The organism is Alicyclobacillus herbarius DSM 13609, from assembly GCF_000430585.1.
Taxonomy (GTDB): Bacteria; Bacillota; Bacilli; order Alicyclobacillales; family Alicyclobacillaceae; genus Alicyclobacillus_G; species Alicyclobacillus_G herbarius.
Map to the genome: position 1 here is coordinate 125,524 of NZ_AUMH01000004.1, position 26,978 is coordinate 152,501.

27 protein-coding genes are annotated in these 26,978 nt (G+C 61.0%); 11 read left to right on the top strand and 16 right to left on the bottom strand.

Features of this window, described 5'->3' with window-relative positions:
- Positions 1-76 precede the first annotated feature (76 nt).
- Positions 77-1,339: a glycosyltransferase family 2 protein gene (locus H522_RS0104145; RefSeq protein WP_026961336.1), complete on the bottom strand. Its 1,263-nt coding sequence runs from the start codon at positions 1,337-1,339 to the stop codon at positions 77-79.
- 40 nt (positions 1,340-1,379) lie between these two features.
- Positions 1,380-2,396 (bottom strand): aldo/keto reductase, encoded by a 1,017-nt coding sequence (locus H522_RS17505; RefSeq protein ID WP_051343848.1) that lies wholly within the window; start codon positions 2,394-2,396, stop codon positions 1,380-1,382.
- A 127-nt stretch (positions 2,397-2,523) separates the two neighbouring features.
- Here H522_RS17505 and H522_RS0104155 point away from each other — a divergent pair, with 127 nt between their 5' ends.
- From H522_RS0104155 to H522_RS17515, 4 genes are all read left to right on the top strand, one after another.
- Positions 2,524-2,991 (top strand): hypothetical protein, encoded by a 468-nt coding sequence (locus H522_RS0104155; protein WP_026961337.1) that lies wholly within the window; start codon positions 2,524-2,526, stop codon positions 2,989-2,991.
- 183 nt (positions 2,992-3,174) lie between these two features.
- The gene (locus tag H522_RS17510; RefSeq protein ID WP_035452507.1) at positions 3,175-4,308 is read left to right on the top strand and encodes a substrate-binding domain-containing protein; all 1,134 of its coding nucleotides are present in this window, start codon (positions 3,175-3,177) and stop codon (positions 4,306-4,308) included.
- A complete protein-coding gene (locus H522_RS0104165) occupies positions 4,305-5,396 on the top strand; it encodes an extracellular solute-binding protein (protein ID WP_026961338.1) in 1,092 nt (363 codons plus the stop codon). The genes H522_RS17510 and H522_RS0104165 overlap by 4 nt, the downstream gene beginning before the upstream one ends.
- The gene (locus H522_RS17515) at positions 5,393-6,178 is read left to right on the top strand and encodes an ABC transporter permease (protein WP_051343851.1); all 786 of its coding nucleotides are present in this window, start codon (positions 5,393-5,395) and stop codon (positions 6,176-6,178) included. The genes H522_RS0104165 and H522_RS17515 overlap by 4 nt, the downstream gene beginning before the upstream one ends.
- Positions 6,179-6,294: 116 nt before the next feature.
- Here H522_RS17515 and H522_RS0104175 read toward each other — a convergent pair whose 3' ends face one another.
- Together H522_RS0104175 and H522_RS0104180 are read right to left on the bottom strand one after the other, a co-directional pair.
- On the bottom strand, positions 6,295-6,567 hold the full coding sequence (locus tag H522_RS0104175) for a hypothetical protein (RefSeq protein ID WP_026961339.1): 273 nt from the start codon (positions 6,565-6,567) through the stop codon (positions 6,295-6,297).
- A 50-nt stretch (positions 6,568-6,617) separates the two neighbouring features.
- On the bottom strand, positions 6,618-8,276 hold the full coding sequence (locus H522_RS0104180) for a phospholipase C (RefSeq protein ID WP_245578010.1): 1,659 nt from the start codon (positions 8,274-8,276) through the stop codon (positions 6,618-6,620).
- Positions 8,277-8,539: 263 nt separating this feature from the next.
- Here H522_RS0104180 and H522_RS0104185 point away from each other — a divergent pair, with 263 nt between their 5' ends.
- The 3 genes from H522_RS0104185 to pobA all read left to right on the top strand — a co-directional run bounded on the left by H522_RS0104185 (position 8,540) and on the right by pobA (position 11,427).
- Positions 8,540-9,283 (top strand): IclR family transcriptional regulator, encoded by a 744-nt coding sequence (locus H522_RS0104185; RefSeq protein WP_026961341.1) that lies wholly within the window; start codon positions 8,540-8,542, stop codon positions 9,281-9,283.
- 13 nt (positions 9,284-9,296) lie between these two features.
- Complete coding sequence (locus H522_RS20335) at positions 9,297-10,058, top strand: IclR family transcriptional regulator (RefSeq protein WP_026961342.1); 762 nt, start codon at positions 9,297-9,299, stop codon at positions 10,056-10,058.
- A gap of 184 nt (positions 10,059-10,242) precedes the next feature.
- Entirely contained in the window at positions 10,243-11,427 is a 1,185-nt protein-coding gene (gene pobA, locus H522_RS0104195; RefSeq protein ID WP_026961343.1) for a 4-hydroxybenzoate 3-monooxygenase, read from the top strand.
- 28 nt (positions 11,428-11,455) lie between these two features.
- Here pobA and H522_RS0104200 read toward each other — a convergent pair whose 3' ends face one another.
- The 7 genes from H522_RS0104200 to H522_RS17535 all read right to left on the bottom strand — a co-directional run bounded on the left by H522_RS0104200 (position 11,456) and on the right by H522_RS17535 (position 18,053).
- A complete protein-coding gene (locus H522_RS0104200; protein WP_026961344.1) occupies positions 11,456-12,139 on the bottom strand; it encodes a response regulator in 684 nt (227 codons plus the stop codon).
- The gene (locus H522_RS17525) at positions 12,136-13,788 is read right to left on the bottom strand and encodes a GAF domain-containing sensor histidine kinase (protein ID WP_051343853.1); all 1,653 of its coding nucleotides are present in this window, start codon (positions 13,786-13,788) and stop codon (positions 12,136-12,138) included. The genes H522_RS0104200 and H522_RS17525 overlap by 4 nt, the downstream gene beginning before the upstream one ends.
- A gap of 120 nt (positions 13,789-13,908) precedes the next feature.
- Positions 13,909-14,994: an S-adenosylmethionine:tRNA ribosyltransferase-isomerase gene (locus H522_RS0104210; RefSeq protein ID WP_081411860.1), complete on the bottom strand. Its 1,086-nt coding sequence runs from the start codon at positions 14,992-14,994 to the stop codon at positions 13,909-13,911.
- Position 14,995: 1 nt separating this feature from the next.
- Positions 14,996-15,859 (bottom strand): SDR family NAD(P)-dependent oxidoreductase, encoded by an 864-nt coding sequence (locus H522_RS17530; RefSeq protein ID WP_155836169.1) that lies wholly within the window; start codon positions 15,857-15,859, stop codon positions 14,996-14,998.
- Between the two features lie 103 nt (positions 15,860-15,962).
- Positions 15,963-16,781 carry an ABC transporter permease gene (locus H522_RS0104220; RefSeq protein WP_026961346.1) on the bottom strand — a complete coding sequence of 273 codons (819 nt, stop codon included), beginning with the start codon at positions 16,779-16,781 and terminating at the stop codon, positions 15,963-15,965.
- Positions 16,741-17,553: an ATP-binding cassette domain-containing protein gene (locus H522_RS0104225; RefSeq protein WP_026961347.1), complete on the bottom strand. Its 813-nt coding sequence runs from the start codon at positions 17,551-17,553 to the stop codon at positions 16,741-16,743. Before H522_RS0104225 ends, H522_RS0104220 begins: the two co-directional genes overlap by 41 nt.
- Positions 17,550-18,053 carry a MarR family winged helix-turn-helix transcriptional regulator gene (locus tag H522_RS17535; RefSeq protein WP_051343857.1) on the bottom strand — a complete coding sequence of 168 codons (504 nt, stop codon included), beginning with the start codon at positions 18,051-18,053 and terminating at the stop codon, positions 17,550-17,552. Before H522_RS17535 ends, H522_RS0104225 begins: the two co-directional genes overlap by 4 nt.
- A gap of 206 nt (positions 18,054-18,259) precedes the next feature.
- On the opposite strand from H522_RS17535, the gene H522_RS0104235 reads away from it, so the two are divergent.
- From H522_RS0104235 to H522_RS0104250, 4 genes are all read left to right on the top strand, one after another.
- Entirely contained in the window at positions 18,260-18,520 is a 261-nt protein-coding gene (locus H522_RS0104235; protein WP_026961348.1) for a hypothetical protein, read from the top strand.
- A gap of 98 nt (positions 18,521-18,618) precedes the next feature.
- On the top strand, positions 18,619-18,810 hold the full coding sequence (locus H522_RS0104240; RefSeq protein WP_026961349.1) for a hypothetical protein: 192 nt from the start codon (positions 18,619-18,621) through the stop codon (positions 18,808-18,810).
- Positions 18,811-18,889: 79 nt separating this feature from the next.
- Entirely contained in the window at positions 18,890-19,882 is a 993-nt protein-coding gene (locus tag H522_RS0104245; protein WP_026961350.1) for an aminoglycoside phosphotransferase family protein, read from the top strand.
- Positions 19,883-19,888: 6 nt separating this feature from the next.
- Positions 19,889-20,776, top strand: a complete 888-nt coding sequence (locus H522_RS0104250) for a R2-like ligand-binding oxidase (RefSeq protein WP_026961351.1) — start codon at positions 19,889-19,891, stop codon at positions 20,774-20,776.
- A gap of 168 nt (positions 20,777-20,944) precedes the next feature.
- Here H522_RS0104250 and H522_RS0104255 read toward each other — a convergent pair whose 3' ends face one another.
- The 5 genes from H522_RS0104255 to H522_RS0104280 form a co-directional block, all read right to left on the bottom strand.
- Entirely contained in the window at positions 20,945-21,559 is a 615-nt protein-coding gene (locus H522_RS0104255; RefSeq protein ID WP_211230645.1) for a nitroreductase family protein, read from the bottom strand.
- Positions 21,560-21,803: 244 nt separating this feature from the next.
- Positions 21,804-23,195 (bottom strand): MATE family efflux transporter, encoded by a 1,392-nt coding sequence (locus H522_RS17540; protein ID WP_245578011.1) that lies wholly within the window; start codon positions 23,193-23,195, stop codon positions 21,804-21,806.
- A gap of 248 nt (positions 23,196-23,443) precedes the next feature.
- On the bottom strand, positions 23,444-24,691 hold the full coding sequence (locus tag H522_RS22040; RefSeq protein WP_026961353.1) for a hypothetical protein: 1,248 nt from the start codon (positions 24,689-24,691) through the stop codon (positions 23,444-23,446).
- On the bottom strand, positions 24,666-25,883 hold the full coding sequence (locus tag H522_RS0104275; protein WP_026961354.1) for a glycosyltransferase family 4 protein: 1,218 nt from the start codon (positions 25,881-25,883) through the stop codon (positions 24,666-24,668). The genes H522_RS22040 and H522_RS0104275 overlap by 26 nt, the downstream gene beginning before the upstream one ends.
- Positions 25,880-26,923, bottom strand: coding sequence for a nucleotidyltransferase family protein (locus H522_RS0104280; RefSeq protein ID WP_026961355.1), 1,044 nt, complete (start codon positions 26,921-26,923; stop codon positions 25,880-25,882). The genes H522_RS0104275 and H522_RS0104280 overlap by 4 nt, the downstream gene beginning before the upstream one ends.
- Positions 26,924-26,978: the final 55 nt, after the last annotated feature.

Below are 26,978 nucleotides of genomic sequence, written 5' to 3' on the forward strand. Positions count from 1 at the left end.
GCCAACCGTCGTGGCAGGGTCTCGACAGACGATGAGGCGCTCTGTGGAGCCCCCCGCTTCATTTCATCCGGAAAGCTTACAGACCGCGGCGCAGCTCGGCCAACGGATAAACCGTCCCCCGCCACAGCAAGCCGCCACGACGCACCACCATCCAGGCGGATCGAACAAAGGTGTACATGAACAGGAAAAGCGTGATTGGCAAGAGGAGAAACTGATGCTTGGGAAAGCGAAGGAACTGATTCACCAGCGTATAAAGCACAAACATGACGAGTAATGCCCCGACACTAGGCAAACGCCACCAGCCGGGGGCGAACAAGACGCAGGCAAACGGCCCGTCGTACAGGACCAGGAGGGGAATGAGACTGGCCAACAGCGCCGTGATGGAATAATGAAACGCCGCCAACGGACTCTTCTCCAATCCACGAAACATCTCGACCAGCGTTGGATACCACTCGATTTCCATAAAATCATCCGCGAGCGCAAACTCCTGCCGTCCACCGCCGCGTTTGACGATCCGGCCGAGCTGGATGTCGTCGTCTGGACGCAGCGCCAGCGATTGGTGGCCACCGATGTGTTCATACAGGGAACGGCGAACCAGGTTAAAGGCGCCGATGCCCGCGTACGCGCGCGACCTGTGGCGGTACGCACTTTGCGGTCGTTTGAACAGGACTAAATTGTACGCGAACAAAGCCGTGAGGGCGCGTAACCAATAGCCACGAGCGATGACACGGGGCGCCACCGTCAGGTGATCGACCGGTCGGCGTTGTACATGGGCCATGGTGCGGGCCAGTGCGTCGGGAGCAAAGCGAACATCTGCGTCCGCAAATAACAGCCATTCGCCGCAGGCAACCTCTGCCCCCCGCTGCAAGGCGTGGTTCTTGCCTAGCCAGCCCGTGGGCAAGTCGGTAATGTGCACGACCCGAAAGCGGGCATCTGTGGCCGCAAACGCATCCGCCACCGACCCGGTTTCGTCTTCCGAGCGGTCGTCGACGACAATCACCTCAAACGCCGGGTAGGTTTGCTCGGCCCACGCCGCGAGCGTATCCGGGAGCCGCTCTTGTTCATTGCGGGCGGGAATCACGACGCTGACCATGGACCGTACAGCGTGATCGTCCGGATCGTCCACCTGCGTATGAGAGGAGAAGACGGTCGCCGGGGTGTTGCCGGGGCAGGTTCTGGCCTCTGCAACCCCTGTCCATGCTGCCTCAGGACTTCCGGACGCCCCTGCCTCCCGTTTCGGCAGGCGGGGCACCCGCAGGAGGTCCGGCAGGTTCAACAGTAAGATTGCCAGCCAAGCCGCACAGAGTAGGAGCGATAGACCGGACCACCACCAGCTCAAGCCGTCTTCTCCCTCCTATTCGAGCTCCTCGACACGCGCCCTATCCGCGGTTATCTGGGCGCGCGCTATACGCCATCAACTTGAAGCCCAGCACCGGATGCGGCACATAGGGCTCTTCGAGACGTGCCACCTCTTCTTCCGTAAGGTGCAGAGACAGCGCGGCCACCGCTTCCTCCAGGTGGTGCATTTTGGTCGCGCCGACTATCGGGGCGGTCACCGGCTTCTTCTGCAGCACCCAAGCCAGTGCCACCTGCGCCCGGGATACCCCGCGCTCCTCGGCCACCTCTTTCACCCGCGCCACCACCTGTTTGTCCGCCTCTTCCATCACATTATACAAGGTGCGTCCAAAGTTGTCCGTCTCCGAACGCTTGGTCGTCTCCTCCCAGTCCCGGGTCAAGCGGCCGCGCGCCAGCGGGCTCCAGGGAATCACGCCAATCCCCTCCGCTTCGCACAGCGGCAGCATCTCGCGCTCCTCTTCCCGATACAGCAAGTTCAAGTAGTTTTGCATCGAGACAAACCGGGTCCACCCGTTCTTTTCGGCGACATGCAGCGCCTTGAGGAACTGCCAAGCGTACATCGAGGAAGCGCCAATGTAGCGCGCCTTGCCCGCCTTCACCACATCGTGCAGGGCCTCCATCGTCTCTTCAATCGGCGTCTCGTAGTCCCAGCGGTGGATTTGGTAGAGATCGACATAATCCGTGCCGAGCCGGCGCAGGCTGTTGTCAATCTCAGCCATGATGGCCTTGCGTGAGAGACCGGCTCCATTGGGCCCTGGACGCACGCGGCCGTACACCTTGGTCGCAATCACCACGTCCTCACGGCGGGCGAAGTCCCGCAGCGCGCGGCCGACAATCTCTTCACTGGTGCCGTCCGAATACACGTTGGCCGTGTCGAAAAAGTTGATGCCCAACTCCAACGCCCGCTTGATGAACGGGCGCGCCTCCTGTTCATCAAGCACCCAGGGATGATTCCCCCGTTCCGGCACACCGTAGCTCATGCAGCCCAAACAAATCCGCGAAACTTCGAGGCCTGTCCGGCCCAACCGCACATATTCCATGTCCACACCTTCTTTCGCTTCAGGATACCTCAAATATTAGCACAACCACCCGCACGTCCAATATTCCCTCGCAGCGATTTGCAATTGTGGTACGCTTGACGCAGAATCGTCGGCAGAGGTGTTCAGCTTGCAGATAGACCTTACCCCAGATCAATACCGCAACCTGGTCGCGCTTATGTTCCTCGGCGAATGGGTCATCAACGGCTTGCCGCCCGAGCGTCGACCCCAGCAGCTGCAGGAAGTCGCAGACTACATCTACACCCTGGCCGAAGAGTTCGGGGCCAGCGACTGGATTGGCTATTGCGAAGACTGTGGCGCCTGGCACCCCAACCAGTCCATGGAGGAAACCCTGCTTCCCATCGTGGATGAATACGATGAGGAAACGTTCTGGGACGTGCTCGCCCACCACTTAGCGTATCGGGACGTGATGCTCGGGGCCGATCCGGACGCAGAGCTGACCCCGGCGCTGGAAATGCGCCTGTGGCGACGCAAGGAACAGTATCAGCAGGAGTTTGACAAACACGGGCTGGATCACGTACGGCTGGTGTTTCCAGGCAAAAAGAGCGGCCGCAGCGGCAAGTCTACCCGCGAGTGAGAACCGAACGCGGGCAGACCGGCACCCAAGACCGTTTCCTCACCCCTCAGCACGCCCAAGCCATTGACGCGTGGGCGTTTTTGGTTTACCTTTCAAGCAAACATATTTTCTATGCGGATAATTTCTTTTCCACGCGTTTTGTCGGCACATAAACCATCCAGGCACCCCCAGGAGGGAGTACCCATGAAGTTCCCCAACCGCGTGCGTGAGGTGCGGACTCAACTCGGCCTGTCCCGCGAGGAGCTGGCCCAGCGGGTGGGCGTCACACGCCAGAGCATTGGCCTCATCGAAACCGGCAAGGTCAGCCCCACAACCGTGACGGCACTACGCCTGGCACGCGCCCTCGGCCATTCGGTGGAGGAGTTGTTTCACTTTCCTGACGATCCGCTTGCCGCTCGCTGGGTCAGTACGCCGCATCGCGTCGGGGACTCGGCGCCACAACGCGCCTACCTTGCCTCCATCGGAGGCCACTGGGTGGCCCGGCCGGCAACTGCAGCTTCGCCACTGACCTTGCCCGGACACGCGGTGGCAGAGCCGCTGGATGGCGCGCGTAAAGAAGCGCGGCTGTCGCTCCTACAGCCGTTGTCCGAGGCGGAAAAGACCGCCTTCGTTTCCGGGTGCGATCCCGCTCTGGGTCTCTTGGGCCAATACGCCCAGGTAGTAGCCAAGGGATATCGCGGGGTCTGGTTTAACGCTGGCAATCAACAAGCGCTTGCGGAACTGTGGGAAGGGGCGACGCATGTGGCGGCCGTGCACGCCAAAGACGAGGACGCCCTGCGTGCGCTCCTGGCTGCCTCACCGAGGCCGCAAAACCCACCATCAGACCGACCGTTACACGTCCTCCGCCTGGCCCAATCACAACTGGGCTGGGTCATGTCAGCCAAGACGCGGGAGCGCTTTGCCGGGGCGGAGAGCGTAGTAGCCGAAAGGCTGCGCGTGGTGAATCGGGAACCGGGATCCGGCGCGCGGACCGTGCTCGACGCGGAGCTCACCCGAGCCCGGATCGATTGGCAGCAGGTGGCCGGTTACCATACGCTGGCCACCAGCCATCTCGAGGTGGCGACGGCGGTTAAACACGGCCTGGCCGATGTGGGTGTCGCGCATGCAGCTGCGGCTGCGGAACTGGGGCTCGCCTTTGTGCCGATTCAGGCGGAGGTTTGCTTTCTGCTCATCCGTCCCGACGTGTTTGGCCACGATGCTGTGCAGGTGCTGCTGGAGGCGCTGCAATCGGACGTGTTTCGCACCGAGTTGTCCGCCTTTGGCCCGTACGATGTCCATGGCTTTGGCAATGTTGAAACTTGGGAGGTTAACACATGAACAAGCGAGGGCGTTTTTGGTCCTATCGTGCCCTATGTTCGGTCTGTGCGGGGGTGGCTCTGACCGCGAGCCTGGCCGGGTGCGGCACTATCGGCAGCGGCTCGAACGCGTCGTCGCATCCGTCGGGGGGGCATCCCGTCGGCACGGCGAAAACCACCGCGGGCGCCGGAGAAGCCGCAAAATCTGACACACTGTCCGTGCTGTATGCCGGATCGATGACCGATTTGATGGAGCACACCATCCGCCCGGATGTGAAACAGCGTTTACACTTGAATCTCGAAGGCGAAGGCAAAGGCTCGGCCGCCCTCGCCCAGATGATAAAATCGAACATCGCCAGCCCGGACGTGTTCATCAGCGCCTCGCCGAGTGTGAACGATACGCTGTTGATGGGCAGTCAAAACCACAACCTGGAGCGGTGGTACCTAAAGTTCGCCCGGGATCAACTAGTCATCGCCTATTCACCGAAGAGCCGCTTCGCGAAGCAGCTCAACCAGGCGGCGGAGGGCAAGACAGACTGGTGGAAGGTGTTGGAGGCTCCCGGGTTCCGATTTGGTCGTACCGATCCGAAGCTGGACCCGAAAGGGGTTTACACGCTGATGCTGTTCCAGCTGGCCAGCCAGTACTACCGTCAACCGGACCTAGAAAAGAAAGTACTAGGGAGCGTCGAAAACAGCCAGCAGGTGTTCCCGGAAGAGTCGCTCCTGGCCCAGTTGACTAGTGGCCAAATCGATGCCATTGTCGCCTATCGGCATGAAGCGGTGGAGTGGCATGTTCCGTACATCTCTCTGCCGGACGCCATCAACCTCAGCAATCCGGAAGACGCCAAATACTACGCTAAAGCGGTATACAAGCCGGTTGGCGGACCGGCACAGCATGGCGGACCCATCGTATTCACGGCGTCCATTCCGTCCACCGCCAAACACCCCGCCCAAGCCGCCCAGTTCATCCGCTACCTCACGGCTGGGCATGGCCGCACCCTACTGCAGGCGGATGGATTCATTCCTATGCAGCCGAAACTGGTCGGGAAAGTGCAGGATGCGCCCAAGACCCTGCGCGACCTCGTCACCGAGGCGAACAAAATCGGATGAAGATGCGCGCTTCGTCCCGGTTCCTGCCTAGCCTGTTGGTGGCGGCCGCGTTGCTGCCGTTCGTCTATATTGCGGCGCCGCTGTTGCACATGTTCACCACGCTGTCGCCCGCAGAGATTGAGGCAGAGCTGACCAACTTGGAATTCATCCGCTCGGCGGCGGCGTCCGTTCTCGCCGCCTTGCTGACGACCGCGGTGGCTTCGGTGTTTGGCCTGCCGTCGGCGTTTTTGTTGTCGCTGCGCCCGTTTTTCGGCCGCCGCCTGTTGGAGGCGCTGCTGCTCCTGCCCCTGCTCCTGCCGCCGGTGGTCGGCGGCATCGGCCAGCTGTTCCTGTACGGCCCGATGACCCCGGTCGGCGCCTGGTTTGGCGCTCATGGAGTCCCCCTGACCAACTCGGTGCTCGGCGTCTTCCTGGCCCAGTCGTACATCACCAGCCCGTATCTAATTCTCACCGCTAAGGCCGGGTTCGAAGACGTGCCGCCTGAGTTGGCGGAGGTTACGCGCACACTAGGCGGCGGCCTGTGGGATGTCTTCTGGCATATCAGCCTGCCCTTGGCTCGTCCCGCCATCTTCTCCGGCATGCTGTTGACGTTTGCCCGCGCCATCGGTGAGTTTGGCGCCACCATGATTATCGCCTACCACCCATACACCCTGCCCGTGGAGGTGTGGGTGCAGTTCACCTCCGGAGGATTGGCCGCCGTCGTGCCCATCGCCGCCTTGGTCACCGCGTTTGCGCTCGTCGTCGGACTCGTTGCCACGAGTTGGCAAACACGGCGACGCTAGTGAACCCTTCTGCCCGCATTCCCGCACGGTGACGCAAAATAGGGCGGCTCGCCAAGCCGCCCCGTTTCGTTCACCACGTGTACAAAGGGGGTCAAACCGTCTGTGTCGTCCACCCGTTAGGGGCCAACTATCTCTGTGGTCGCCGACGTAACGGTGGACGAGCTGGAGTTCTGCGCCGAGGTAGATACAGAAGTGGAGGTCGCCGCGCGTACCGGCAGCAGCCAAGCCCCCATGACCACGGCGGCCATGCCGGCGGCCACCGCCGCGAAGCCGACCCGCCAGCCGGGAGTACAGCGCTCGCGTCCAATCGGCAGCGCCTTTCTCAGAACCCATCCAGCCGCCAGTGGCACCCCAACGACCAACGCTTTAACCAGCATATCCTCGGTCATCGCTAGCCCTCCCCATGTTATCCACGAGCGGATGCGTGGGTTACGCAAACCTATCGACCGGGATGAAACGGACCCGCCGGCTGCTTGACCCCGGCGTCTTGATACAACGACTTCAGATAAGCGGCCACCTGCTTCTTCGCGGCCCCTTCACTTTCCGGCTCCCCGGTGCTGGGATTCAAATACAGGGGTTTAGCCGCCGGATGCGCAAAGTCGAACATGTTATTGAGCGATCCGGCCAGCGCATCCATCGACTGGTCGCCAATGCGTCCCAGGTGCCAGTTGTCTTCGATGAAGCGCAAAATCGACGTCTGGTCCGTCACACTGTGGTCGACAAAGTTGACCTTTGCGTACGGCGAGATAACGAGCAGCGGCAGACGCGGACCGTAACCCGCCCGGTCGAGATACGCGCCGGACTTCGGGGTGCCCGCGTTGCCTGGACCGTCGAGGGCGTCGGCGTTCGGATCGTTCGAAGGATTGACCAACGGGCCCATCACGTGGTCATACCAACCGTCCGAGTCGTCATAACTGATGATGATGGCCGTATTCTTCCAGGTCGGCAGCTGTTCTAGGTGATTGATGGTGTTGGTCAAAAACGTTTGTTCGTCGAGCGGATCGGAATAGCCTGCATGGCCGTCCTGGTAGGCCGGCGCCTTGAGAAAGCTGACGGCCGGTAGGTGGCCGCTGTCGGCGGCCGACCAAAAATCGGTCAGGTCGTACTGGTGGTTGGCCTGGTCGGTTTCGCCAATCTTCGCAATCGATGAGGGCGGGAGATGGTTGGGGTTGGCCGTCGACTTGTAGTACTGGAACGGCTCGTGGTGCGGGATGTAGTCGGTCGAGGCGCCACCGGCCACATTCTTGTGCTGCTCCGAGCTGTTGCGAAATCCGCCCTCGAACCAGCCCCAGGTGATATGCTTTTCGTTCAGCAAATCCCCGATGTTTTTGCCGCTCATCGCCACCGTTTGCCCGCGAGAGGTCTTGTCGTAATACGGATCGATATCACTGTAGAGGGTGCCGTGATTCAGCTTGCCCGGAATCACGTTGCCCGGTACCGGTTTGCCGTCGGCCGTGACGTTGGCGGTGTAGGCCGTCGCCCCGTGCGTCTGCCCGGAGACGAGGTTGAGCGCACCTGGAGTAGACGGACCGAAGGTGGTGCCAAACGAGTTGTCGCTCATCGCGAAGTGCTGCGCCAAATTCCAAAGCGCGGTGACGGTGTTGCCATCGTAGTAGTCCATGACGATGTCGTTGTTATGCCCCGTGCCCTGGACAAAGTTGTCCATCAGGCCGCCGTCAAACGCCTTCTGCTCACTGGTATAGCCGTGGTCCATGTCGGGGGTAACGGCTTGCGAGCGGTCGAGACGCTGCGGACTCGCCCCGTTGGGGTTGGCCGTCAGGAGTGGCGTGTTCAGCCCGTTGACGCTGGGCGTGTTCTTGGCTGCCGTAAACTTGGGCTCGCCAGGCGGGTTTTTCGCGTTTGGATAGGTGCCAAAGTAGTGGTCGAACGAGACATTCTCCTGAAAGATGACGACCACGTGCTTGATGGGGGTGGCAGTCGCCGTCGAGGCCGATTGCGTGCGCTTCGCCGGACTGACTGTAGCCTTAGCGGCTCCCGTCTGAGCCTGGGCGTACATCCACCCTCCCGCACCGAGCGTGCTGGTGATGGCCGCGGCTCCGGCCAACACAGCCCATGGACGCTGCATCCGCTGCTTCATCATGTATCCCTCCGTTTCGGATTCCGTTAAACTTTCTCCTACAATTCGGAGTATAAGGGCCGGGTGTTGACAGAGTGTGAAGTTCCGTTAAAGATGCGGTGTTCCCCTACCCCATTGTCAAAATCGCGGGAGTTCCCTATCATTCCTATTATCCCAAACTGTTTCGCGTTGCCGGACTACCTCTATACCCCGGGGCGTGCATCAGCCGTGCATCGCCATGCTACGCCCTTTGCCGCGCGAAGATTCGTGTGGAGTGAGCGCCCGTGTTGAGCTCTGTTCAGAATGTTGCACGCATCTTGCACAGTTTTCGAGTGGATTGTCCGGAGTTGTCTTTGACCGAACTGTCCCGAAGTCTGCAGATTCCCAAGTCGACCATGTTCAAACTGTTGTACACCCTGCAGGCGGAAGGCTTTCTCGAACGCAACGAGGAGACCGGCAATTACCGGCCCGGTCGACAGTTATGGACCCTGGCCCGGACCATGCTCAGCCATTCTGTACTTGCCAAGGAAGCGCTTCCATTCCTCCGTCGACTGGCCAAAGAGACGGGGATGTCGGCGCACTTGAGCTATTTCGAACACGGCGAGGCGGTGTGGATTGAGAAGGTGAACGCCCGCTCGGAAATCCCGCTCTATTCCCGTCCGGGAAGGCACGTCCCTGCCTATGCGCCGGCGTCCGGTCGGGCGATTCTTGCCTACCTGCCCCAAACGCTGTGGGGGCCCCTGCTGGCAAGGGAGTGGGTTCGGCTGACGCCCCACACGCTCACAGACAAAGACCGCTTTCTCGCCGAGTTGTCTCGCGTCCGCCGTGTCGGCTACGCGCTGCAGCGGGAAGAAGTAGATTTAGGAATTGCCTCCATCGGCGTCCCGCTGTTCGGGACAGGCAAGACGCCGATTGCCAGCATCAGTATCGCCGGACCCGCCGCCGTGTTCACGGAAGAGAATGCGTCTCGACTCGGCGGTCTGTTGAAAGAGGTGGCCAGCGGTGTCGCGGAATACGCGACGGTCTAAGGAGGAATCAGACGTGACACCCGGAAAAGACCCGTCGCGCCTGGTTACAGTCACCAACGCCCTGCAGCTATTGAAACAGTTTCACAGCGGAGACGCGGAACTCGGGGTTTTAGAACTGAGTCGCCGCATGGGCATATCGAAAAGCGCCGTCTCACGGATGGTGACCACGTTCGTAGAGGAGGCCATTCTCGAGAGGAACCCGCGCACGGGAAAGTATCACTTGAGCCCGCTGCTCTTGGAGTTGGGGCTCATCGCCGAAGAGCACGATCCGCTGCTCGCCGCAATCCGCCCGCTCATTGAACATCTCGCGGCAGAGACCGGATTTCATACTTCGTTTCACCTCCGAGATGACCATGAACTCATCTGCCTAGCCGCGTGCGGGACGAATGGGCCCGCGCCGGGCGAGCGGGCCGCGCTGTGGGAAACCCTGTACGGATTGACGATTCTCGCCTTTTCCGAGGACCATCCGCAGCGCTGGCTAGAGCAACACGCCGACACCGCCACGACACCCAGACTCCCCAGAGGTCCGGCGCAGCTGGCGGAGGTGCTGGCCGAGATCGACCAAACCGGCTACGCCATCGGCCCAGAGCTCACCGGTGCAAACCGCTGGTGCGTAGTCTGTCCGGTGTTCAACGACACCGGCCGCGCCGTGGCTGCCCTCGCACTGACCGGACTGCCGATAGACCAGCAAGCGCTGCGAGCAGCTGTACCTGTGGTCGGAAAGACGGCGCAGCAGCTCGCACAGAGGATGGGTTCTTTTTTCTCTCGAAGTTAAGCGTTTTCAAGTGGGTTCACGATAGCGGGACGCACCTCTCCATCGGACCGACGGTTCCTCCTATAATGGCACGAGAAGAGGTTTCCGGAAAGGGAATGTAAGCGCGGTGAAACCGCCCTACAGATGGAATCGCTTACACAAGAATAGAGTCATGGAACCATCCGGATGGTGAGGAGTGAAAGTCATGCGTACGCAAGTCGGAATTATCGGCGCGGGTCCGGCAGGTTTGATGCTCTCTCATCTGTTGCATCTAAACGGCATCGAATCAGTCATTCTGGAATGCCGCAGCCGCAAAGACATTGAGGAGACGGTGCGGGCCGGCGTCCTTGAGCAGGGGACCATCGACCTCCTGAACGAGACCGGTGTGGGAGAGCGGATGCGCCGGGAAGGGCAGCTCCATAAAGGGATTGAGCTGCGCTTCAACGGCCAAGGACACCGTATTGCCATGCACGACCTGACCGGGGGCAAGCACGTGGCCGTGTACGCCCAGCACGAGGTCATCAAGGACTTGGTCGCGGCGCGGCTCGCTGCAGGCGGTGAAATCATCTTCGAGGTAGCAGACGTCAGTTTGCATGACCTTGACACCGAGACTCCGAAGATCCGGTTCCGCCGAGACCAAGACGGTGAGCTTGAGGAGCTGGTCTGCGACTACATCGCAGGCTGCGACGGATTTCACGGACCATCTCGTCCGTCCATCCCGAGCTCCGTACGCACGGAGTATCAGAAGGTGTTTCCGTACGGGTGGCTTGGCATTCTCATCGAGGCGCCGCCTTCGTCCAAAGAACTCATTTACACCAACCACGAACGCGGATTTGCGCTCGTTAGCACGAGGTCTCCGCAGGTTCAGCGCATGTACATCCAGGTCGATCCGCACGACGACATCAAGAACTGGTCGGACGACCGGATTTGGACGGAACTGCATGCCCGCCTCGAAACCCACGACGGCTGGAAACCGATTGAAGGCCCTATCTTTCAGAAGAACATCGTCGCTATGCGCAGCTTCGTCTGCAATCCAATGCAGTACGGACACCTGTTCCTCGCCGGGGACGCGGCCCACATCGTGCCGCCGACGGGCGCTAAGGGGCTGAACCTCGCCGTCGCGGACGTGCGCGTCTTGGCCCGCGCCCTCAACGCCTACTATCAATCGGGCCGGACGGATCTCCTGGAACAGTACACCGCAACCTGTCTCCGGCGGGTTTGGAAAGCGGAGCGGTTTTCCGCGTTTATGACCGGGATGCTCCACCGCGACGCCAACCACACTCCGTTTGAACGGCAGTTGCAATTGGCGGAATTGGACTATGTCACATCCTCGCGCGCGGCTGCCACCAGTCTCGCCGAGAACTACGTCGGCCTGCCGATGGAGTGGTAATTAGGGCGTATCCACTCGCGCCGGCCCTTTAATCCAGGCGGATGAGCCCGAGCCGCGTGGCCGTCAGCACCGCCTGCGTGCGATCGTATACGTCCAACTTGCCGAGGATGTGGCTGATGTGCACCTTCACCGTCTTCTCCGCAATCCCGAGCGCCGCGGCGATCTCTTTGTTCGACATGCCTCTCGCCAGCGCCTGAAGTACGTCCTGCTCCCGCTCCGTGAGCGGCTCACGAAGGCGCGGCGCCCCAGTTCCCTCCCCCACGGGCGGGGTTTCGCTGCGCGGCCCCCCGCCGCGCAGCGCATCGAGTGCTAACGGGTCCAACACTGCCCGGCCCAGTGCCGCCTGGCGAATGGCCGTCACCAAGTCCTCCGGGCTGACATCCTTCTGCAGGTAACCCGTGGCCCCCGCTTGGATGGCGCCAACGGTGCGATCCCGCTCCTGAAACGATGTCAGTGCGATGATGCGGATGTCCGGGTGCCGCCTGGTGATCTCGCGGATGGTCGCCACCCCATCGCAGGCGCCCGGCATCACCAGGTCCATCAGGACCACATCTGGATGGACTTCGCCGGCCAACTGGACCGCCACCTCCCCTGTGGCGGCCTCGCCGACGACCTGGATGTCTTCCGACAGTTGCAGGAAGACACGCAGACCCTCCCGGACCATCGGGTGATCGTCGACAATCAGAAGTCGGATAACCCGTCCCTCGTTCATGGGTCTTCCCCCCTCTCCCGGTCCCCCGACGACGGCACCGTGAGTACGACCCGTGTGCCCCGGCCCGGCTGACTCGTGATGGAAAGGCTGCCACCCGCCTCCCGCATACGCTCGTACATCGTGCTCGTCCCAAGTCCCCCCGCCACTTGGCCCGGAGTGAATCCGCAGCCATCGTCCTGCACCGACACCTCGACGCTCTCCTCCGCCATCCGAAGATGGACGTGCACGTTGCGCGCACCCGCGTGCCGGAGGGCGTTGTGAAGCGCCTCGTCGAGAGCCGCCAGCAGGGCCTGGCGCGCCTCAAACGGGATCGCCGGCTCGCCGTCCCCGGCAAAGTCCAGGTGGATGCGCGTTTGACCCTGCAGCTGCAGCGGGGCAATCCGTTCGCGCACCTGCGCCGCCAGCCCCCGTTCTCCAGACGGACGCAACGCCTCGATGAGCCCTCTCATCTCGCGCTGGCTCTCGGCGACCAATGCCTCCAACCGCTCCAGCAGCCCGTCCAGTTGCGCCTCTGCCTCCCTGCGCCCCGCAAGCAGACGGGCGGTTCTCACCAACAGCTGTGCGGAGAACAGGCGCTGGCTGACCGCATCGTGCAGATCCGCGGCCAGGCGGCGGCGCTCCACCCAGCGGGCTTCTTCCAATGACCGCTCGTACAATCTTGCGTTTTCCAGAGCTGCTGCCACGTGCCAAGTGAACGCCGACAACATCTCCTGGTCGCTGTCCGAAAACGCGCTCCGGAGGCAGCTCTCCACCCGCACTTCGAAAGGACTGTGCGGGATTAGCCGGGCCATGACGCTGCGGGCTTCCGGCAACAGGATCCGCTGCGTTTCGTCCAGCAGCGGTTCGTCCTCTTCGTTCGCGTACGAGTACCCGGCAGGTTCTCCTTCGGGGGGCCGGTGGGCCGACGCTACAAGCCGTCCGGTCGGTGCAACACCCGAGTCGCCCACCGCTGGATCGTCGGGCTCACACAAGGTGATGCCGCAGCACTCGTACCCGAGCCGCTCGACGAACCGGCGCACGGCCAGTTCGAGCACCGCCTGGGGCCGGACCACGCTGACCAGTTCCGCTGCGATGTCCGACAGCGCCCGCAGCTGTTCTGCACGCCGGCGCTCGTCCGCCAGGATGGCGGCCCGGTCGACCGCCACCGCCACGTGGTGCCCGATGGTAGTGAGCAGCTGCAACGCCTCGGGGGTGAAGACGCTGTGGCCGGCGGCGGCCACGTTCAGGATGCCGAGCGGTTTGCCTTTGCTCCGCAGAGGCACGCTCGCGTGATAGGTCAGCCCGCCCTTGTCGCCGGCGGCGTCGCGCAAGCGGCTGCAGCGCACGATGTTCACTGCGCGGTCCAACCGCCCCTCTACAAACCGGTCCTGACATTCACACCACCCTGATTTAAGCGGTGCCCCGCCATCGCACGCCAGTGCGGGCGGCAGCCCGCTCGCCCCCACTTCGACAAACCGACTTCGCCTGGCGTCATAACGGAACGCCCATGCCGTGGACAGGTCCAAGACCCCGCTGAGCCTGGGCAAGATGGCGTCCATCGCCTGCGAAACGTCGGTCGCCTCGTTCAACGCTTCAGCGATGTCCTTGAGCATGGCCAGGCGCTCCGCTTCCCGCCACCTCTCCTGGACCGATGTATCATGGTCACTCATGTCCGCTCATCCCGTTTCATAACTGTGTACTGATGGTACCACACCGCAGCCGGGAGTGGAGCCCTCGCACCCGAGCAAGCCACCGCCCCCAAACCAGCCCGATAGCCCGTCTCCGGTGACTCACACCACCAGGCTGACGTCGCCGAATTCGTGCCACAGGTATCCCATGTGGACCGCCTTCTCGTAGGCGCGACGCAAGAACTCGGGGCGAGTGAATGCGTACATTAGCGCCAGGTGGCTGGAGTGGTTGTCGTGCATACCGGTGATGAGGCCGTCGACCACCTGGGGCGGGGTGGTGGGTGTGACCAAGTGGGTCGTCCAGGTCGCTCCGCTGCACACCCGCACCCCTTTGCCCGGGGAGCCCACAACGGGCTCCACAGCGCTCTCCAGAGCCCGCACCACGGTGGTGCCCACTGCGATGACGCGCCGTCCTTCCATCATAGCACGGTTCACCGCGGCGGCCGTCGCGGGCGGAATGTGATACCACTCCGGCAGCACAGGGTGGTGGGCCAAGTCCGTCGCGACCTCGTGCGAAGACACGCCGGTGTGCAGGGTGAGTGATCGGACACGCACTCCCCGGGCTGCAAGGGCGCGCAGTACACGCGGCGTGAACGGGCGACCGGCCGACGGCATCTCGGCCGATCCGGGTATGCGCGCGAAGATAGTCTGGAATGCGCCCGGCTCCAGCGGGCGCGTGACATAGCCGTACTGGATAGGAAGGCCGACGGATTGGGCTACCCGAAACAGGTCGTGATCCGCCCGGACCCGCCACAGACGGCTGGCAGGGTGAAAGTGGGCTTCCACCCGGATTCGGGCCAACTCCCAGCCGTCCCCGGGAGGAATGACCACCAGCGTGTCTCCCGGGGTAAACGGACGCGGGTCCGGACCCCCGTCCGGTCGCCGTCGCTCTACGATGAATGTATCTTCCGCCAACCGGGTTGCCAGGTGCAGGTATAGCGGTTCTCCCTGGTACCGGGCTCGCAGCCGACCCGGGATGGTGGCCGAGGTGTTGACCACCAGCAGGTCCCCCGCGGACAGAAATTCGGGCAAGTCGAAGAAACGTGCGTGCCGGCAGGCGCCCGTGACCCGGTCCATGACGAGCAGTCGCACCTCATCACGCTCAAGTCCCCTCGCTTCCGGAGGAAGCGGTGCGGATGCCGGAGGACGGCTCAGATGCAAGTCGAGATCCAACGCAGACTGGGTCATGTCAGCACCCCCCTTCGCACGGGACGAGGGCTGTGCCGCGCACCGCGAGGCGGGTTCCGCTCGGGTGCGGGAAGGGGGCACCAGTGAGCACCGGATCGAACAAGTGGGCCAACACCGCCGCCACCTCTGCGGGGTCGGCCAGCCCGTCCGCAGTGGCGTCGGGATCCGCCAACCGGTGCAGTTCGGTATCCATGTCACCGGGGTCGACGCTGTAGAGCGCCATGTGGTCCAGGTCGGTTTCACGGGCGAACGTCTTGGTGAAGAGATCGAGCGCGGCCTTCGATGCGCCGTACACCCCCCAGCCAGGGTACCCGGCTACGGCGGCATCGCTCGAGATGGCTAGACACAAGGAGTGCGGGCGCTCGGCCAGTAGCGGTAGCGCCTGTTGGAGCAGTAGAACAGGGGCAAACGCGTTCACTTCGAACACGGTGCGCAGGTTGACGATGTGCGTGTCGCGCAAAAAGGGCATCGGGATATCGCCGAGGGTGGACGCGCAAATCACAAGGGCATCGAGACGCCCGAAGCGGCGCACCACGTGCGATAGCCAAGTGTGACGAAACTGCGGGTCTGCTATATCCCCCGCCACGCCGTCGACGGGGCCGAGTGCCAACAACGACTCAACCACTTCCTGGAGCCGGCGCTCCCGGCGGGCGCACAACACCACGGACAGGCCGCGGCGCAGCAGGACCTCTGCCAACGCCCGGCCCAGCCCGGCGCTACCGCCTGCGATGGCGACGACTGGGCAGTGCTCTACCGGATGACGAATCTCTTCACGCATGACCAAACGCCTCCTCGCGGCCACTTTGGCCAGAATGTTCCTTCTGACCAAAGCGTACGGCGAGGAGATGACTGCTACATCGGCCACCGGTCATACAACGGCTCGACCAATGGTCCTACGACCTTCAACCTATGACCTGCAGCCGAGGTCAGAACCTTGAGGTCACACGGCATGCAAGGGGATACGTCCTTCAAGCCGCCAACCGGCGCGGGAACAGAATTGAGGCCAAAAGCAGCATGAGCGCACCCGCACCGACGAGCACTGCCCAATCCAACCAAAGGTGAGCGCTGGTGCCGAGCAACAGACCGCGCAGTCCGTCCACCAGGTAGCTCATCGGATTGATGGTGGCCACCACGCGCAGCCAGACGGGCATGATGTGAATCGGATATAGTGCATTTGACGAGAAGAACAGCGGCATGGTGATGACCTGGCCGATGCCCATCATGCGCTCGCGGGTCCGCAGGAGCGCCGCCAGGACCATCGACATCCCGGCGAAAAAGGCGGATCCCAGGATGAGCGTGACCAGCACGCCAATCAGGTCCCAGCCCAAGCGCAGGTGTACGCCGACCACGATTGCCAGCAGAACAACAATGATGCCCTGTCCAATGGCGCGGACTGAGGCGCCGAGCATCTTCCCCAGCACCAGGGCCGAGCGGCGCATGGGGGACGAGAGAAACTTCTGCAAGAGACCCATATCCCGTTCCCATATAATCGCGATCCCATAGAAAATCGAGATAAAGGTGATGGACTGCGACAAGATGCCTGGCGTCAAAAATGCCATATAACTGACGCCCCCGGTCGGGATGGCCCGTAGGCGACCAAACGCCTGGCCAAACACCAGCAGCCAAAGCGCCGGCTGGACCGCACGCATCAAGAGTTCCGACGGGTCCTGACGGAGCTTGCGCACCTCCAACTCCACGATGGTCAGGGCGTGCACCATATACAACCAAGCTGTCCGCCAAGGCGAATCAGCCCAGGCGGCGCGCGGTGCGACGGCTTCTTGAGACATCGCGCATCCCTCCTCCCTGCGGTTCAAAGGCGCCGGCAAAGTGTACGAAAATGTCATCCAACGTAGCGTCCGACTTGCCCATCTGCGCCCGTAGTTCCTCCACGGAACCGAGCGCTGCCACCTGTCCGCGGCTCATAATGGCAATGCGTCCGCAAAGCTGTTCCGCCTCGTCCATGTAGTGAGTGGTCAGGAGAATGGTCATCCCGTGCTCCCGACGCAGCTGCTCAATGTGCTCCCAGACCCCCTTGCGCGCAACCGGATCGAGCCCAACCGTGGGTTCATCCAAAAACAGGACCTGGGGGCGGTGTAGAATCGCCTGGCCGATTTCCAGCCGGCGAATCATCCCGCCGGAGTACGTCCGCACGCGGCGATGAGCGGCGTCCTCGAGGCCAATGAGAGCTAGGGTCTGCGGGATGCGCTGCCGCCGCTCCGCGCGGGTCAAGCCGTACAGTTTCGAAAAGATGAGAAGATTCTCGTACCCGGTCAGTGCACCGTCCACCGACAGCGCCTGCGGCACGTAACCAATCGATGCCCGCACCCGCGTCGGCGACGTCGCCAGGTCCCAGCCCGCGATGCGGACACGGCCATTATCCGGCTTGAGCAGCGTGGTCAGCATCTTGATGGTGGTCGATTTCCCAGCCCCATTGGGCCCCAACAGACCAAAACACTCCCCCGCGGAGACCGTGAAACTGACGTCGTTGACCGCACGCACCTCGCCAAACTGTTTCGACAGGTGTTCCACCACAATGGCGTCCCCACTTGGCGTAGTCACGTCGCATCTCCTCCTTCATCTCGGGTCAATCCGCTCGTTTCGCCTCCGCTTCCACCTTCTGTTCCACCTTCGCGCACAAATCGGGCCAGTTTGCTCATCAGATGGGTCAGCTGATCCTGCTCTTCGGCGGTCAACTGAGCAAACGGCTGGCGCAGGCGGGTGAGCCAAATGGACTCCACCTGACGGATGACCTGTAGACCGAGTTCGGTCAGACGGACCTGCTTAATCCGCGAATCCGCCTCCGCCGCTTCTCGTTGTACGTAGCCGACCTTCTCGAGCCTATCCAACATCTGGGACATCGTGCTGGGTCGCACGTTTAGCCGTTCTGCCAGCTCCCCCACCATGCACCCGGGGTGTTTGTGAACGTGGCGCAGAATCATCCACTGCACACGCGTAATGTTGACCCCCCCTTGCGCCAGGGATCCTTTGCGCAAGGCCCGATTCACCGCCTGAAACGACTCAAACAACCGTTCCAGGCGAGCATCGTCTTCTCTCGTCATCGGGCTCCTCCTTTCATATGACCCGCAACTTGTCACCGTTTGCTTGCATTATATTATATAGCGACACTAAATAAATGCGACAAGTGTCGCGACGTGTCGTGGCACGGTTTGAACCCGTGTTTGATGCCGCGATTTGTTTTCCTCTGGACGTGGCAAGGACGGAGTAGTACGCTTAGCGCAAGAGCGCCAAGAAGGGGGCGGGATCAGTGGATGCGTCCTGGTTGTCACTACTGACCCTATTCCCCGTGTTTTTCGGGCTGGGTTTGCACCTTTGGCACTCGCATCGACGGGTCCCTGCACGTGTTACGGCGCTGCAGACCAAGTATGACTGGCGCCCCTACCCTAGCGATTATTCCATGGAAATCCGCCCCATCCTGCGTATGCTGCGCGCAGTCCGGCGCAAGCTGACAGGTTCTGGTGACGATGAACCTCCTCTCACTATGGCTGGCCACACCGCGCGCGTTTGAACCAGACGCGCTGCAATGAGTACAAGGCGTGTGTCGGTGTCTTGTCTCGCTTGTCCACACCCTTGGCCATGCACAGATGAAGGAGGACTGAAGATTCTATGTATAACCTCATTGAACACTTCCTACAGGCGGTGTTGGCCGCCATAGCAGGTTTTACACATGATTGGGGATTGGCGATTGTTCTCCTGACGGCTGCGGTGGCCCTCTACTACGTAACGTCCGGGCTCTGGAGCGCGGGTGAACGCGGCCTGTTGGGACGTCTCTATAAACCGGTCGTGACTGCCGCCTAGTTTTGCAGGTATTGCGCGCTATTCCTGCCGGACGAATCGTCGGCTGAGGATGTCGACGCATCCCGGGGAGGTGCAAGAAATGAACCAACTCACAGGAAAACTGGACTGGCAATCCATTGCGACCGCGCTGGGTTTAGGGCGAGCGCGCGTCCGTCCGGTGGCAGAAACCGCTCAGGCCACCGTGGTTCGGCTCGTCCCTGAATCGGGCCTGTCGCGAGACCCGCGTCAAGCCGTGATTGTGAAAGCCTCACGCAATCACGCCGCTGTAGCACGCGAGGCGATGCTGTATGAGCGTCTGGTTCAGCACCTCCCCGTCTCTGCGCCAAAGGTCCTCTCCGCCGGCAACGTAAGCGCCTACGCGTGGATTGCCTATCACGACGATGGTCTTCTGCCCATCACCCGGCGCCGGCACGGGATCCTGCGAGCGGTTCAGGCGGCAGCCCGCCTTCATCAGACACCCCTTCCCGCACAAGCGGAAGGGGTGGAACTGGTCTCACATACGCCCAGGTGGGATGAAGTGCTGCAAGAAACATGCCGTATCGATCCGGACGTATTCACGGCAGCGATGGCCCGTTCTGGGTGGTCGGGAACCGCCCGGCGAGCGGTGCGGTGTATGCACCGAGAGCTGGCAGTGTGGGGGGAATCCTGGGCGGCGCATCCACGCGTCCTCTGCCACGGCGACCTGCACCTGGGTAACCTGATGTGGTCGCGGCAAACCCGTCAACCAATCTTGATTGACTGGGAATACACTCACCTCGACTGCGACTACTTTGACTTGTTTCAACTGTTGGACGCAACCAGCCCGACGACGCCACTTAGGCGGCCTGTAAGTCGCTGGCGGGTACTGCAGGCATACGTGAAGGCCAGACCCGATTTGCCCCCCCGCGCCGCAGCCTGGGTGCGTAGCTACCTGCAGTTCGCTGCCCTGCATTTGCTCTGGATTGCGAGACTCATTCAGCAAGACTGGGCAGATGGACGCTTCCCGGAACATGAGCTGAGGCGGCAGGAGCGGGAGACCTACGCGGGTCTCGTCTCGTTGGCCCGCGATATGAGGCGACTAGAAAGGAGTTGATGGGAAATGCGTAATCGTATGATTACGACGAGTCCGTCTGGTTTAAAGAAGGATATCCTTCCGTATCGGTTATACGAAAAGGCGAAACGCCTGGGGGTTTGGAACCCAAGAGACCTCGATTTCACGCAAGACAAGAAGGACTGGGAAGACCTGACCAATGAACAACGTGGTAGCATCCTAGGCCTCATCTCCAAGTTCCAAGCCGGTGAAGAGGCTGTGACGCTCGATTTGCTTCCCTTGATGATGGCGATAGCGCGAGAAGGACGACTTGAGGAAGAGATGTTCCTGACGACCTTTCTTTTCGAAGAAGCCAAGCATACGGAGTTCTTTAGATTGGTGCTGGATGTGCTCGACATCCACGATGACCTGTCTGCATTTCACACACCCACGCACCGCAAGGTTTTTTATGAAATCCTTCCTGAAACCATGCAGAAGTTGATTCACGATCCGTCTCCGCAAGCGCTGGCAGACGCCTCGGTTGTGTACAACATGTTTGTGGAAGGGATGCTCGCGGAAACCGGGTACTTTGCGTTCTCCAAAATATTTGAGAACAGTGACAAAATGCCTGGATTACGAAGGGGAATTGCTTACCTGAAGCGCGATGAATCACGGCACATCGCATACGGAACATTTCTGTTGCAGCGGCTGATCGTTGTGCAACCCTCTTTGTACGACTTCATTGAGCAGCGAATGAATGAACTTCTCCCGCTGGCCATGTCCATCAACCAGGAATCCATGGCAGTTCACGACACAGTCGACAGCTCAAACGACAGCCTTATTATGGATTACGCTAAGCAGCAATATCAGCTTCGACTTGAAAAATTGCAAAGGGCCAAGACGCACACAATCGAAGAACTTTATCAAATGCCAGAGGATTTGCTGGGCGTCCTTTGACAACTATCCATCAGAATCGGTCGAGCGACGGGCCAACATACAAAAGCCACCGGGGGCGTTTTAAGCATCCCTCCCGGTGGCTGCGAGTTCCCCCGATTTTAAGTCAACGGACGGACGGCGGGCCGTCCCCTCTCGTGGGCACTTCGGGTACGATGTATTCGGAGGCCGTTAACGGAAGACTTTCACCCGCTCCGACAACGGCTGGAAGTCCTTTTCACCGGCCGGGGCGGTCGGCTTGCCAAACGGCATCTGGGCAATCAGCTTCCATGTCTCCGGTAAGTTCCACTCCGCCTTGACCTGTTCGTCAATCAGCGGATTGTAGTGCTGCAGGCTGGCCCCGAGACCCGCAGCCTCCAGCCCCATCCAGATGACGAGTTGGTGCATCGCGTTGGTATGCTCCGACCAGACGGGGAAGTTATCCTGATACAACGGAAACTGCTTCTGCAGTGACTCGACCACGATTTGGTCCTCAAAGAACAGAACCGTGCCATAGCCCTGGCGAAAGCTGTTCATCTTCTGTTCGGTGGATGAAAACTGGTCGGCCGGGACGACCGCTCGCAGGACCTCCTTGGTGATGTCCCACAGGCGATCATGCTGCTGGCCCAGCAAGAGCACTACGCGTGTACTTTGCGAGTTAAACGCAGACGGCGTATGTTTCACCGCCTCCTCGACAATCTCCTGAATCTCCTGGTCCGAAATCGGCGATTCCTTGCTGATCCCGTAGATGGATCGCCGCTCGCGCAAAGCAGTGAACAGGTCCTTTGTCACAGTTGCTGTTGTCATTTTCTCCACTCCCTCTATCTCTGTGGCTAGGGACAAACCAATTGTACATTACTCACTATACGTAAGTCAAAGCCACAAACCACAGATGAATGGAGCCCGCTCCAACGACGTCGACAAATAGGGACGACCCGTTCATAGAATGGGCTGGCTTACGTACCCCTATGTGCTGACGATCCGCCAGTATCTGGATGCTCTGCCACCCTGACCGGCATCTCCAGCCAGCGGACCCCCGAAACCCGCAAAACTACACCGAGGCGTTGGGTGTGGGAGTCTGTTCGATGGACGGGGTCGCCATCCCCTGCGACTTGGTGAGGATAAGTTCCCAGCGAATGGACAGATATCGCCAAAAGTTGGCCACCGCGATGCCGACAATTAAGGTGCAAAGCGCCAACCAGGCGCCTGCTTGACCCCAGTGCAATACACTTGTCACGACAATGGTCATCGGAATAAACAGCAGCCAGTTGAGAATGAGTGACATCCGGAACAAAAAGGTGGTATCGCCGACGCCGCGTAATCCGCCCGAAAGGATGATGCCCGCGCCATCAAACAATTGAATGAAAGAAGCGATGTGAATCAACGAAACCGCTAAGAGCGCCACGCGCACGTTGGCCGTGTAGATGTGCGCCGCCGGCAGCGCAAACAGCCACAAGCAAACCGAAAATGCCGCCATGAACATCAGGCCGAGAAGCACGGTGTGCAGACCGACCCTCTTTGCTGCGTGCGGTTGGCCGCGGCCAATCTCCTGACCGACGGCGATGGTCGCCGCCATGCCGAAGCCGTTAGCCGGCATGAAGCCCAGCGACAGGATATTGAGGGCAATCTCGTTCGCAGCAATCGCGTCCGTCCCCAGCCGTGTGATGCAGGAGGTAAACACAAGCATTCCGAGACTCATGGATAGCTCCATGACGCTCAGCTTTACGCTTTCTCCCATCACCAGCTTCGTTTGGGCACGCGTAATGCGCTGCCACACGCGGGTTTGAAAACGGTCATGATAGAAGCCGTAGTAGACCACGGCGCTGGCCGCAAAACCGAGAAACTCGGTTATCACCATGCTCCAACCGGCACCCGCGAGACCAAGGGCAGGGAAACCGAAGTGCCCGTACGTAAGACTGTAGGTCAAACTAATCAAAAGAACGCTGGTCGCCACGGAGATGTACATGGGCGTCTTCGTGTCGCCCACACCCCGCATGTACGCGTAGAATACGTTGGTTAAAAGCGTAAAGGAAAAGGCCAAAAAGCGCGTTTGTAAATAAGGTGTCCCGAGTCCGGCCAGGGAATGGTTCACCCCCATGGCGAGGAGAATCGGATGCGGTGCAAAGAAACTGACGACAACTAAGCAAACCGACAGGCAGGCCGACAGAACCAGAGCAATCTGCGTCCGCTGGTTGCCCTCTTTCATGGTCTGTTCGCCGTAGTTTTGCGAAACCAGGTAGTTCACCGATTCGTTCAGCCCGGCGAACAAGGCCCAGGTGTTGTACATCAGAATGTTGCTGACACCCACGATGGCAATGGCGCCCGGTCCTAACCGGCCGACCATGACCAAGGTAATCATGCCCGTCAGCGTCATCGACGAAAACGTGGCAATGGACGGCAGCGCCAGTCTGAGAATCTGCAGCCAAAGCTGAACTATGTTCACCCATACCCCACCCCGTAATCGACACCCCGTCGTCAAATCGCTCCCATCTTATCACGGATGGCCTGGTTGAGAATACGGATTTCTCGTCCATGTCGGTCGAAAAATCCATCGCTGAAAAAGAAAAGTGCTCGAGCGAAAACAAAGGGGGGCTCCTTCATCCGTCCTGGTCCTGGAGGCCCCCTGCTGACGTAAGCCCAAGCATAACCGCTTATGCATATCCTGGAAAACCGATAAGACCGCGATGGGCGTTACACCCCGGCTGCCGCGCCGCGCGGGTAAACCACTGCTTCACTATCGATTCGGACCAACCGCAGGGACACGGCGAACGCCTGCGTGAACAGATAGGATAGCGTCGATTCGGCACCTCGGTTGGGATTTGCTCCTGTAGGCGAAAGCCCGTCACAGCAACTGCCGTCGGACGGATCGGCCAAAGGCAATTGGAGGTCGTTGGCCCCGTGAAACCAGTTGAGCGCCCGCTGCACCACCTCGCGCCAGCGTGCATCTCCCGTGGCCAGGTACGCCTCGCGGGCGGCCAGTGCCAGTTTCATCACGTCGATAGGCTGTTGGTCCCACTCAGCCTGCCACTCACGTGTGCACCAACCACGATTGCCAATGGGCCGGAGGCAGCCGTCTTTGCCCGTCATCTTCGCCACCAAAAACGACAGGCTCTCCTCCGCCACCCGCCGTGCCTCCGCCCGGCCATAGACGCGCCAGGATAACCAAAGTGCCCATGGAATGAGTCCGTTCGCGTAGGTCAGATGGGGTTCAAACCAGTGCCAGGCCGCATCCGAGTGAACCTCGTAAAGCGTGAGCAACCTTTGCTCCAGGTCGGCGGCCTGTTCAGACAGGGTTCCTTCGTTCAGGTCGAGGCCGTCCTGCCGGCGGAACGGACCTGTGTACTTCAACAGGTCAAAGGCGGCCAGACTTGCCCCATCCTCGGCCGTGTGACCGGGGTTGACCGCATCCTTTGCGGCAGGCTTTGCCGCCGAGTTGGTCCGTCCCCGCCGATTGTGAGCCCCGAGCAGGCAACAGGTGGCCAGCGCCCAGGCCAGCCCGCGCGGGTGGCGCAGTCCCGAGGCCGCGGGCAGCGCCCGGCGCAGGATTTCCGCCGCGACCTGTCGCCGAGCCTCGTCGGAAAGGTGGACACACGCCACCGCCGCCGCCCAGAGAGAACGACCAAGACAGTCGTCGGACGGACCCTCCGGCTCTGGCGTGCGGTCAAACCGAATGTTGTTCTGAAACCAACCATTTTCTTGCTGAGCCCATAAAAGAAACGCTAAGTATTTATCCAATAAACGATACAGGAGACGCCGCTCCCGGGCTGCGTCCGCGGGCAGCTGCGCCAACCACTCGACACACAACCAGATGGCCCGGGCGTTGTCATCCGTCGCATAGCCCTCGCGCCGGCGCGGGATCCGGCCCAAACAGTGCTCCAGCAAGCCCGTATCGTCCGTTAACCGTTCCAGGTGGTCAAATCGAATCGTGGACGGGGACAATGGGTTTCACCTGCCCTCTTGCGGGTGTTTTCCCGGTTGCCGTGCGCAAGTCTTCGCCGCAGAGCCGGGCAAACAGGTTCAAGTATTGCGCTCCGATACGGGGCCAATGGGTGGCTTGCCCAATCTGTCGAATGCGGTCCTCCCAGCGACGCCTGGCCGTGTCGTCACCCAAGAGCCGTTTTAGCGCCGACTCCCAGGCCGCCGTGTCTCCGTACGGCAAGAGCAACTCTTCACACCCGGCCAACAGGTCGCGGGCGTGCTCGTAAGGCGTAGAGAGCACCGGTCGACCCAGGCCCACCGCATACGCCAGCGTTCCACTGGTAATCTGCTGCATTCCTGGATACGGCGTGATGTACAGGTCACAAGCGGTCAGGTACGCAGTCAACTCCTCCTCGCTGATGTAGCGATTGACCATGCGTACATACCCATCTAAACCAAGCTCATGCACCTTCGCCCGGAGTTCCTCGCGATACGCCTCTCCCTCCTGTTTGCGCACCTCAGGATGGGTCTGGCCGGCTATCACGTACAGGGCGTCCGGCACCGCCGTGATGACCCCAGGCAATGCCTGCAGGACCGATTCAATGCCTTTCCCCCGGCTCAACAGGCCGAATGTGAACATGACCTTACGCCCTGCAAACCCCAGCCGCCGCCGCAGTTTGGCGCGCTCCTCGCGCCTGGGCTTGGGCGATCCGTGCGGAATATAGATAATTTTCTCCTTTGGGATGTGATAGGCGTTGGTCAAATACGGAATGGCCCGGCGATTCATCACGACAATGGCATCGGAACGTTGGGCCAATTCCTGCTGAATCGGACGGAATGGTGGCTGCGGGTCCGGGAAGATGGTGTGAAACGTGGTCACAAGCGGCTTGCGCAAGGCGCGGACAAAATCGAGTACATACGCCCCGGCCTCGCCGCCGAAGATGCCAAACTCGTGTTGCAGCACGACGACCGAGACATCGCTCCGGTTGATGCGCTCGGCCATCCGCGTGTAGGCCGATTGGTCTTGAACCGGCAGCGGCCAGAAACGCGCATCATCCCGATACGCCTCGGCATCGTCGCCCGCCATGACCACCACCACGTCGTTATCCCGTCGCTTCCCAGCCTGGTGGATACTCTCCCGCAGGTGTTCCGTAAACGTCGCGATGCCGCAGCGGCGCGGCGGATATGTGCTGACGTATGCAATCTTCATCATGCCCGCACCGCCTTTCCGGTCGTGCCGACCACAGCGTCCGCAATGCGTTCGCCTGCTGGAGCCACCGTATGCGTGCCGAAGATGGTGTTGGACACGCGGGTTTTCTCCCGTATGCTCGATCCGTTCCACAAGATGCTGCGCGAGACGTGAGCGCGGGCACCGATGTAACAGTTGTCCCCGATGACGGCGTACGGTCCAATCAGGGCATGTTCGCCGACCGCCACTCCGTCCCCAATCAATACGGGAGGCACCAACAAGGCCCCGGGGGCAAAGGTGACACCTTCACCAATCCACACTCCCTCCTGCACCTGCTTCCCGCGCCGAGCCACCGGCAGTCGACCGTCTAGCATATCCCAATGTGCCTGTCGGTATCGCTGCGGAGTGCCCATGTCCTGCCAGTACCCACCCGTGACGTATCCGTAGACCCCCGCGCCTTTCGCAATCAGGGTTGGGAACGTCTCGCGTTCCACCGACACCTCACGACCTGCAGGAATGAAATCGAACACCTCCGCGTCGAACACATACCAGCCGGCGTTGATTCGATTGGACGGAGCCTCTGCGGGTGTCGGCTTCTCGACGAAACGAACAATCTCACCGGTATGAGTCTGCTCGACCACACCGTACTGAGATACATCATCGACTTCCGTTAACGCGATAGTTGCCACCCCGTCGTGACGGCGGTGGAATTCAAGCAAGGGCAAGACCTGGGGCAGGTGAAGGATGTCCGCATTGATCACGAGGAAACGATCCCCAAGCCACCTTTCGGCGTTCTTTATCGCCCCGGCCGTCCCCAACGGAAAGGGTTCGATGGCGTAGGCCATATGTACGCCAAAGCGTCGACCGTCACCAAAGTGCTGACGGATAACGTCCGCGCAGTGACGAGCGGCCACAACCAATTCTTCGATTCCCTGTTCTTTCAGGTGCAGAATCAGGTGTTCCAACCAGGGCCGGTTGGCGATGGGCGCCATCGGCTTTGGGAGGTTTTCAGTCAACGGACGCAGGCGGGTGCCCAATCCGCCAGCAAGCAGCAACGCCTTCATTTTTACCATCCCTCCATTTGGTTTCGAGATCAGTGTTTCCACAGATACGAATGCC

Coding starts and splice junctions, on each gene's coding strand:
- H522_RS0104275 (WP_026961354.1), bottom strand. CDS start 25,883: ATGATGAAGATTGCATACGTCAGCACATATCCGCCGCGCCGCTGCGGC.
- H522_RS0104175 (WP_026961339.1), bottom strand. CDS start 6,567: ATGACCGAGGATATGCTGGTTAAAGCGTTGGTCGTTGGGGTGCCACTG.
- H522_RS0104220 (WP_026961346.1), bottom strand. CDS start 16,781: ATGTCTCAAGAAGCCGTCGCACCGCGCGCCGCCTGGGCTGATTCGCCT.
- H522_RS0104245 (WP_026961350.1), top strand. CDS start 18,890: ATGAACCAACTCACAGGAAAACTGGACTGGCAATCCATTGCGACCGCG.
- H522_RS0104240 (WP_026961349.1), top strand. CDS start 18,619: ATGTATAACCTCATTGAACACTTCCTACAGGCGGTGTTGGCCGCCATA.
- H522_RS17515 (WP_051343851.1), top strand. CDS start 5,393: ATGAAGATGCGCGCTTCGTCCCGGTTCCTGCCTAGCCTGTTGGTGGCG.
- H522_RS0104165 (WP_026961338.1), top strand. CDS start 4,305: ATGAACAAGCGAGGGCGTTTTTGGTCCTATCGTGCCCTATGTTCGGTC.
- H522_RS0104255 (WP_211230645.1), bottom strand. CDS start 21,559: ATGACAACAGCAACTGTGACAAAGGACCTGTTCACTGCTTTGCGCGAG.
- H522_RS17525 (WP_051343853.1), bottom strand. CDS start 13,788: ATGAGTGACCATGATACATCGGTCCAGGAGAGGTGGCGGGAAGCGGAG.
- H522_RS0104200 (WP_026961344.1), bottom strand. CDS start 12,139: ATGAACGAGGGACGGGTTATCCGACTTCTGATTGTCGACGATCACCCG.
- H522_RS0104210 (WP_081411860.1), bottom strand. CDS start 14,994: ATGACCCAGTCTGCGTTGGATCTCGACTTGCATCTGAGCCGTCCTCCG.
- H522_RS0104250 (WP_026961351.1), top strand. CDS start 19,889: ATGCGTAATCGTATGATTACGACGAGTCCGTCTGGTTTAAAGAAGGAT.
- H522_RS17510 (WP_035452507.1), top strand. CDS start 3,175: ATGAAGTTCCCCAACCGCGTGCGTGAGGTGCGGACTCAACTCGGCCTG.
- H522_RS17535 (WP_051343857.1), bottom strand. CDS start 18,053: ATGACGAGAGAAGACGATGCTCGCCTGGAACGGTTGTTTGAGTCGTTT.
- H522_RS17505 (WP_051343848.1), bottom strand. CDS start 2,396: ATGGAATATGTGCGGTTGGGCCGGACAGGCCTCGAAGTTTCGCGGATT.
- H522_RS0104280 (WP_026961355.1), bottom strand. CDS start 26,923: ATGAAGGCGTTGCTGCTTGCTGGCGGATTGGGCACCCGCCTGCGTCCG.
- pobA (WP_026961343.1), top strand. CDS start 10,243: ATGCGTACGCAAGTCGGAATTATCGGCGCGGGTCCGGCAGGTTTGATG.
- H522_RS0104180 (WP_245578010.1), bottom strand. CDS start 8,276: ATGAAGCAGCGGATGCAGCGTCCATGGGCTGTGTTGGCCGGAGCCGCG.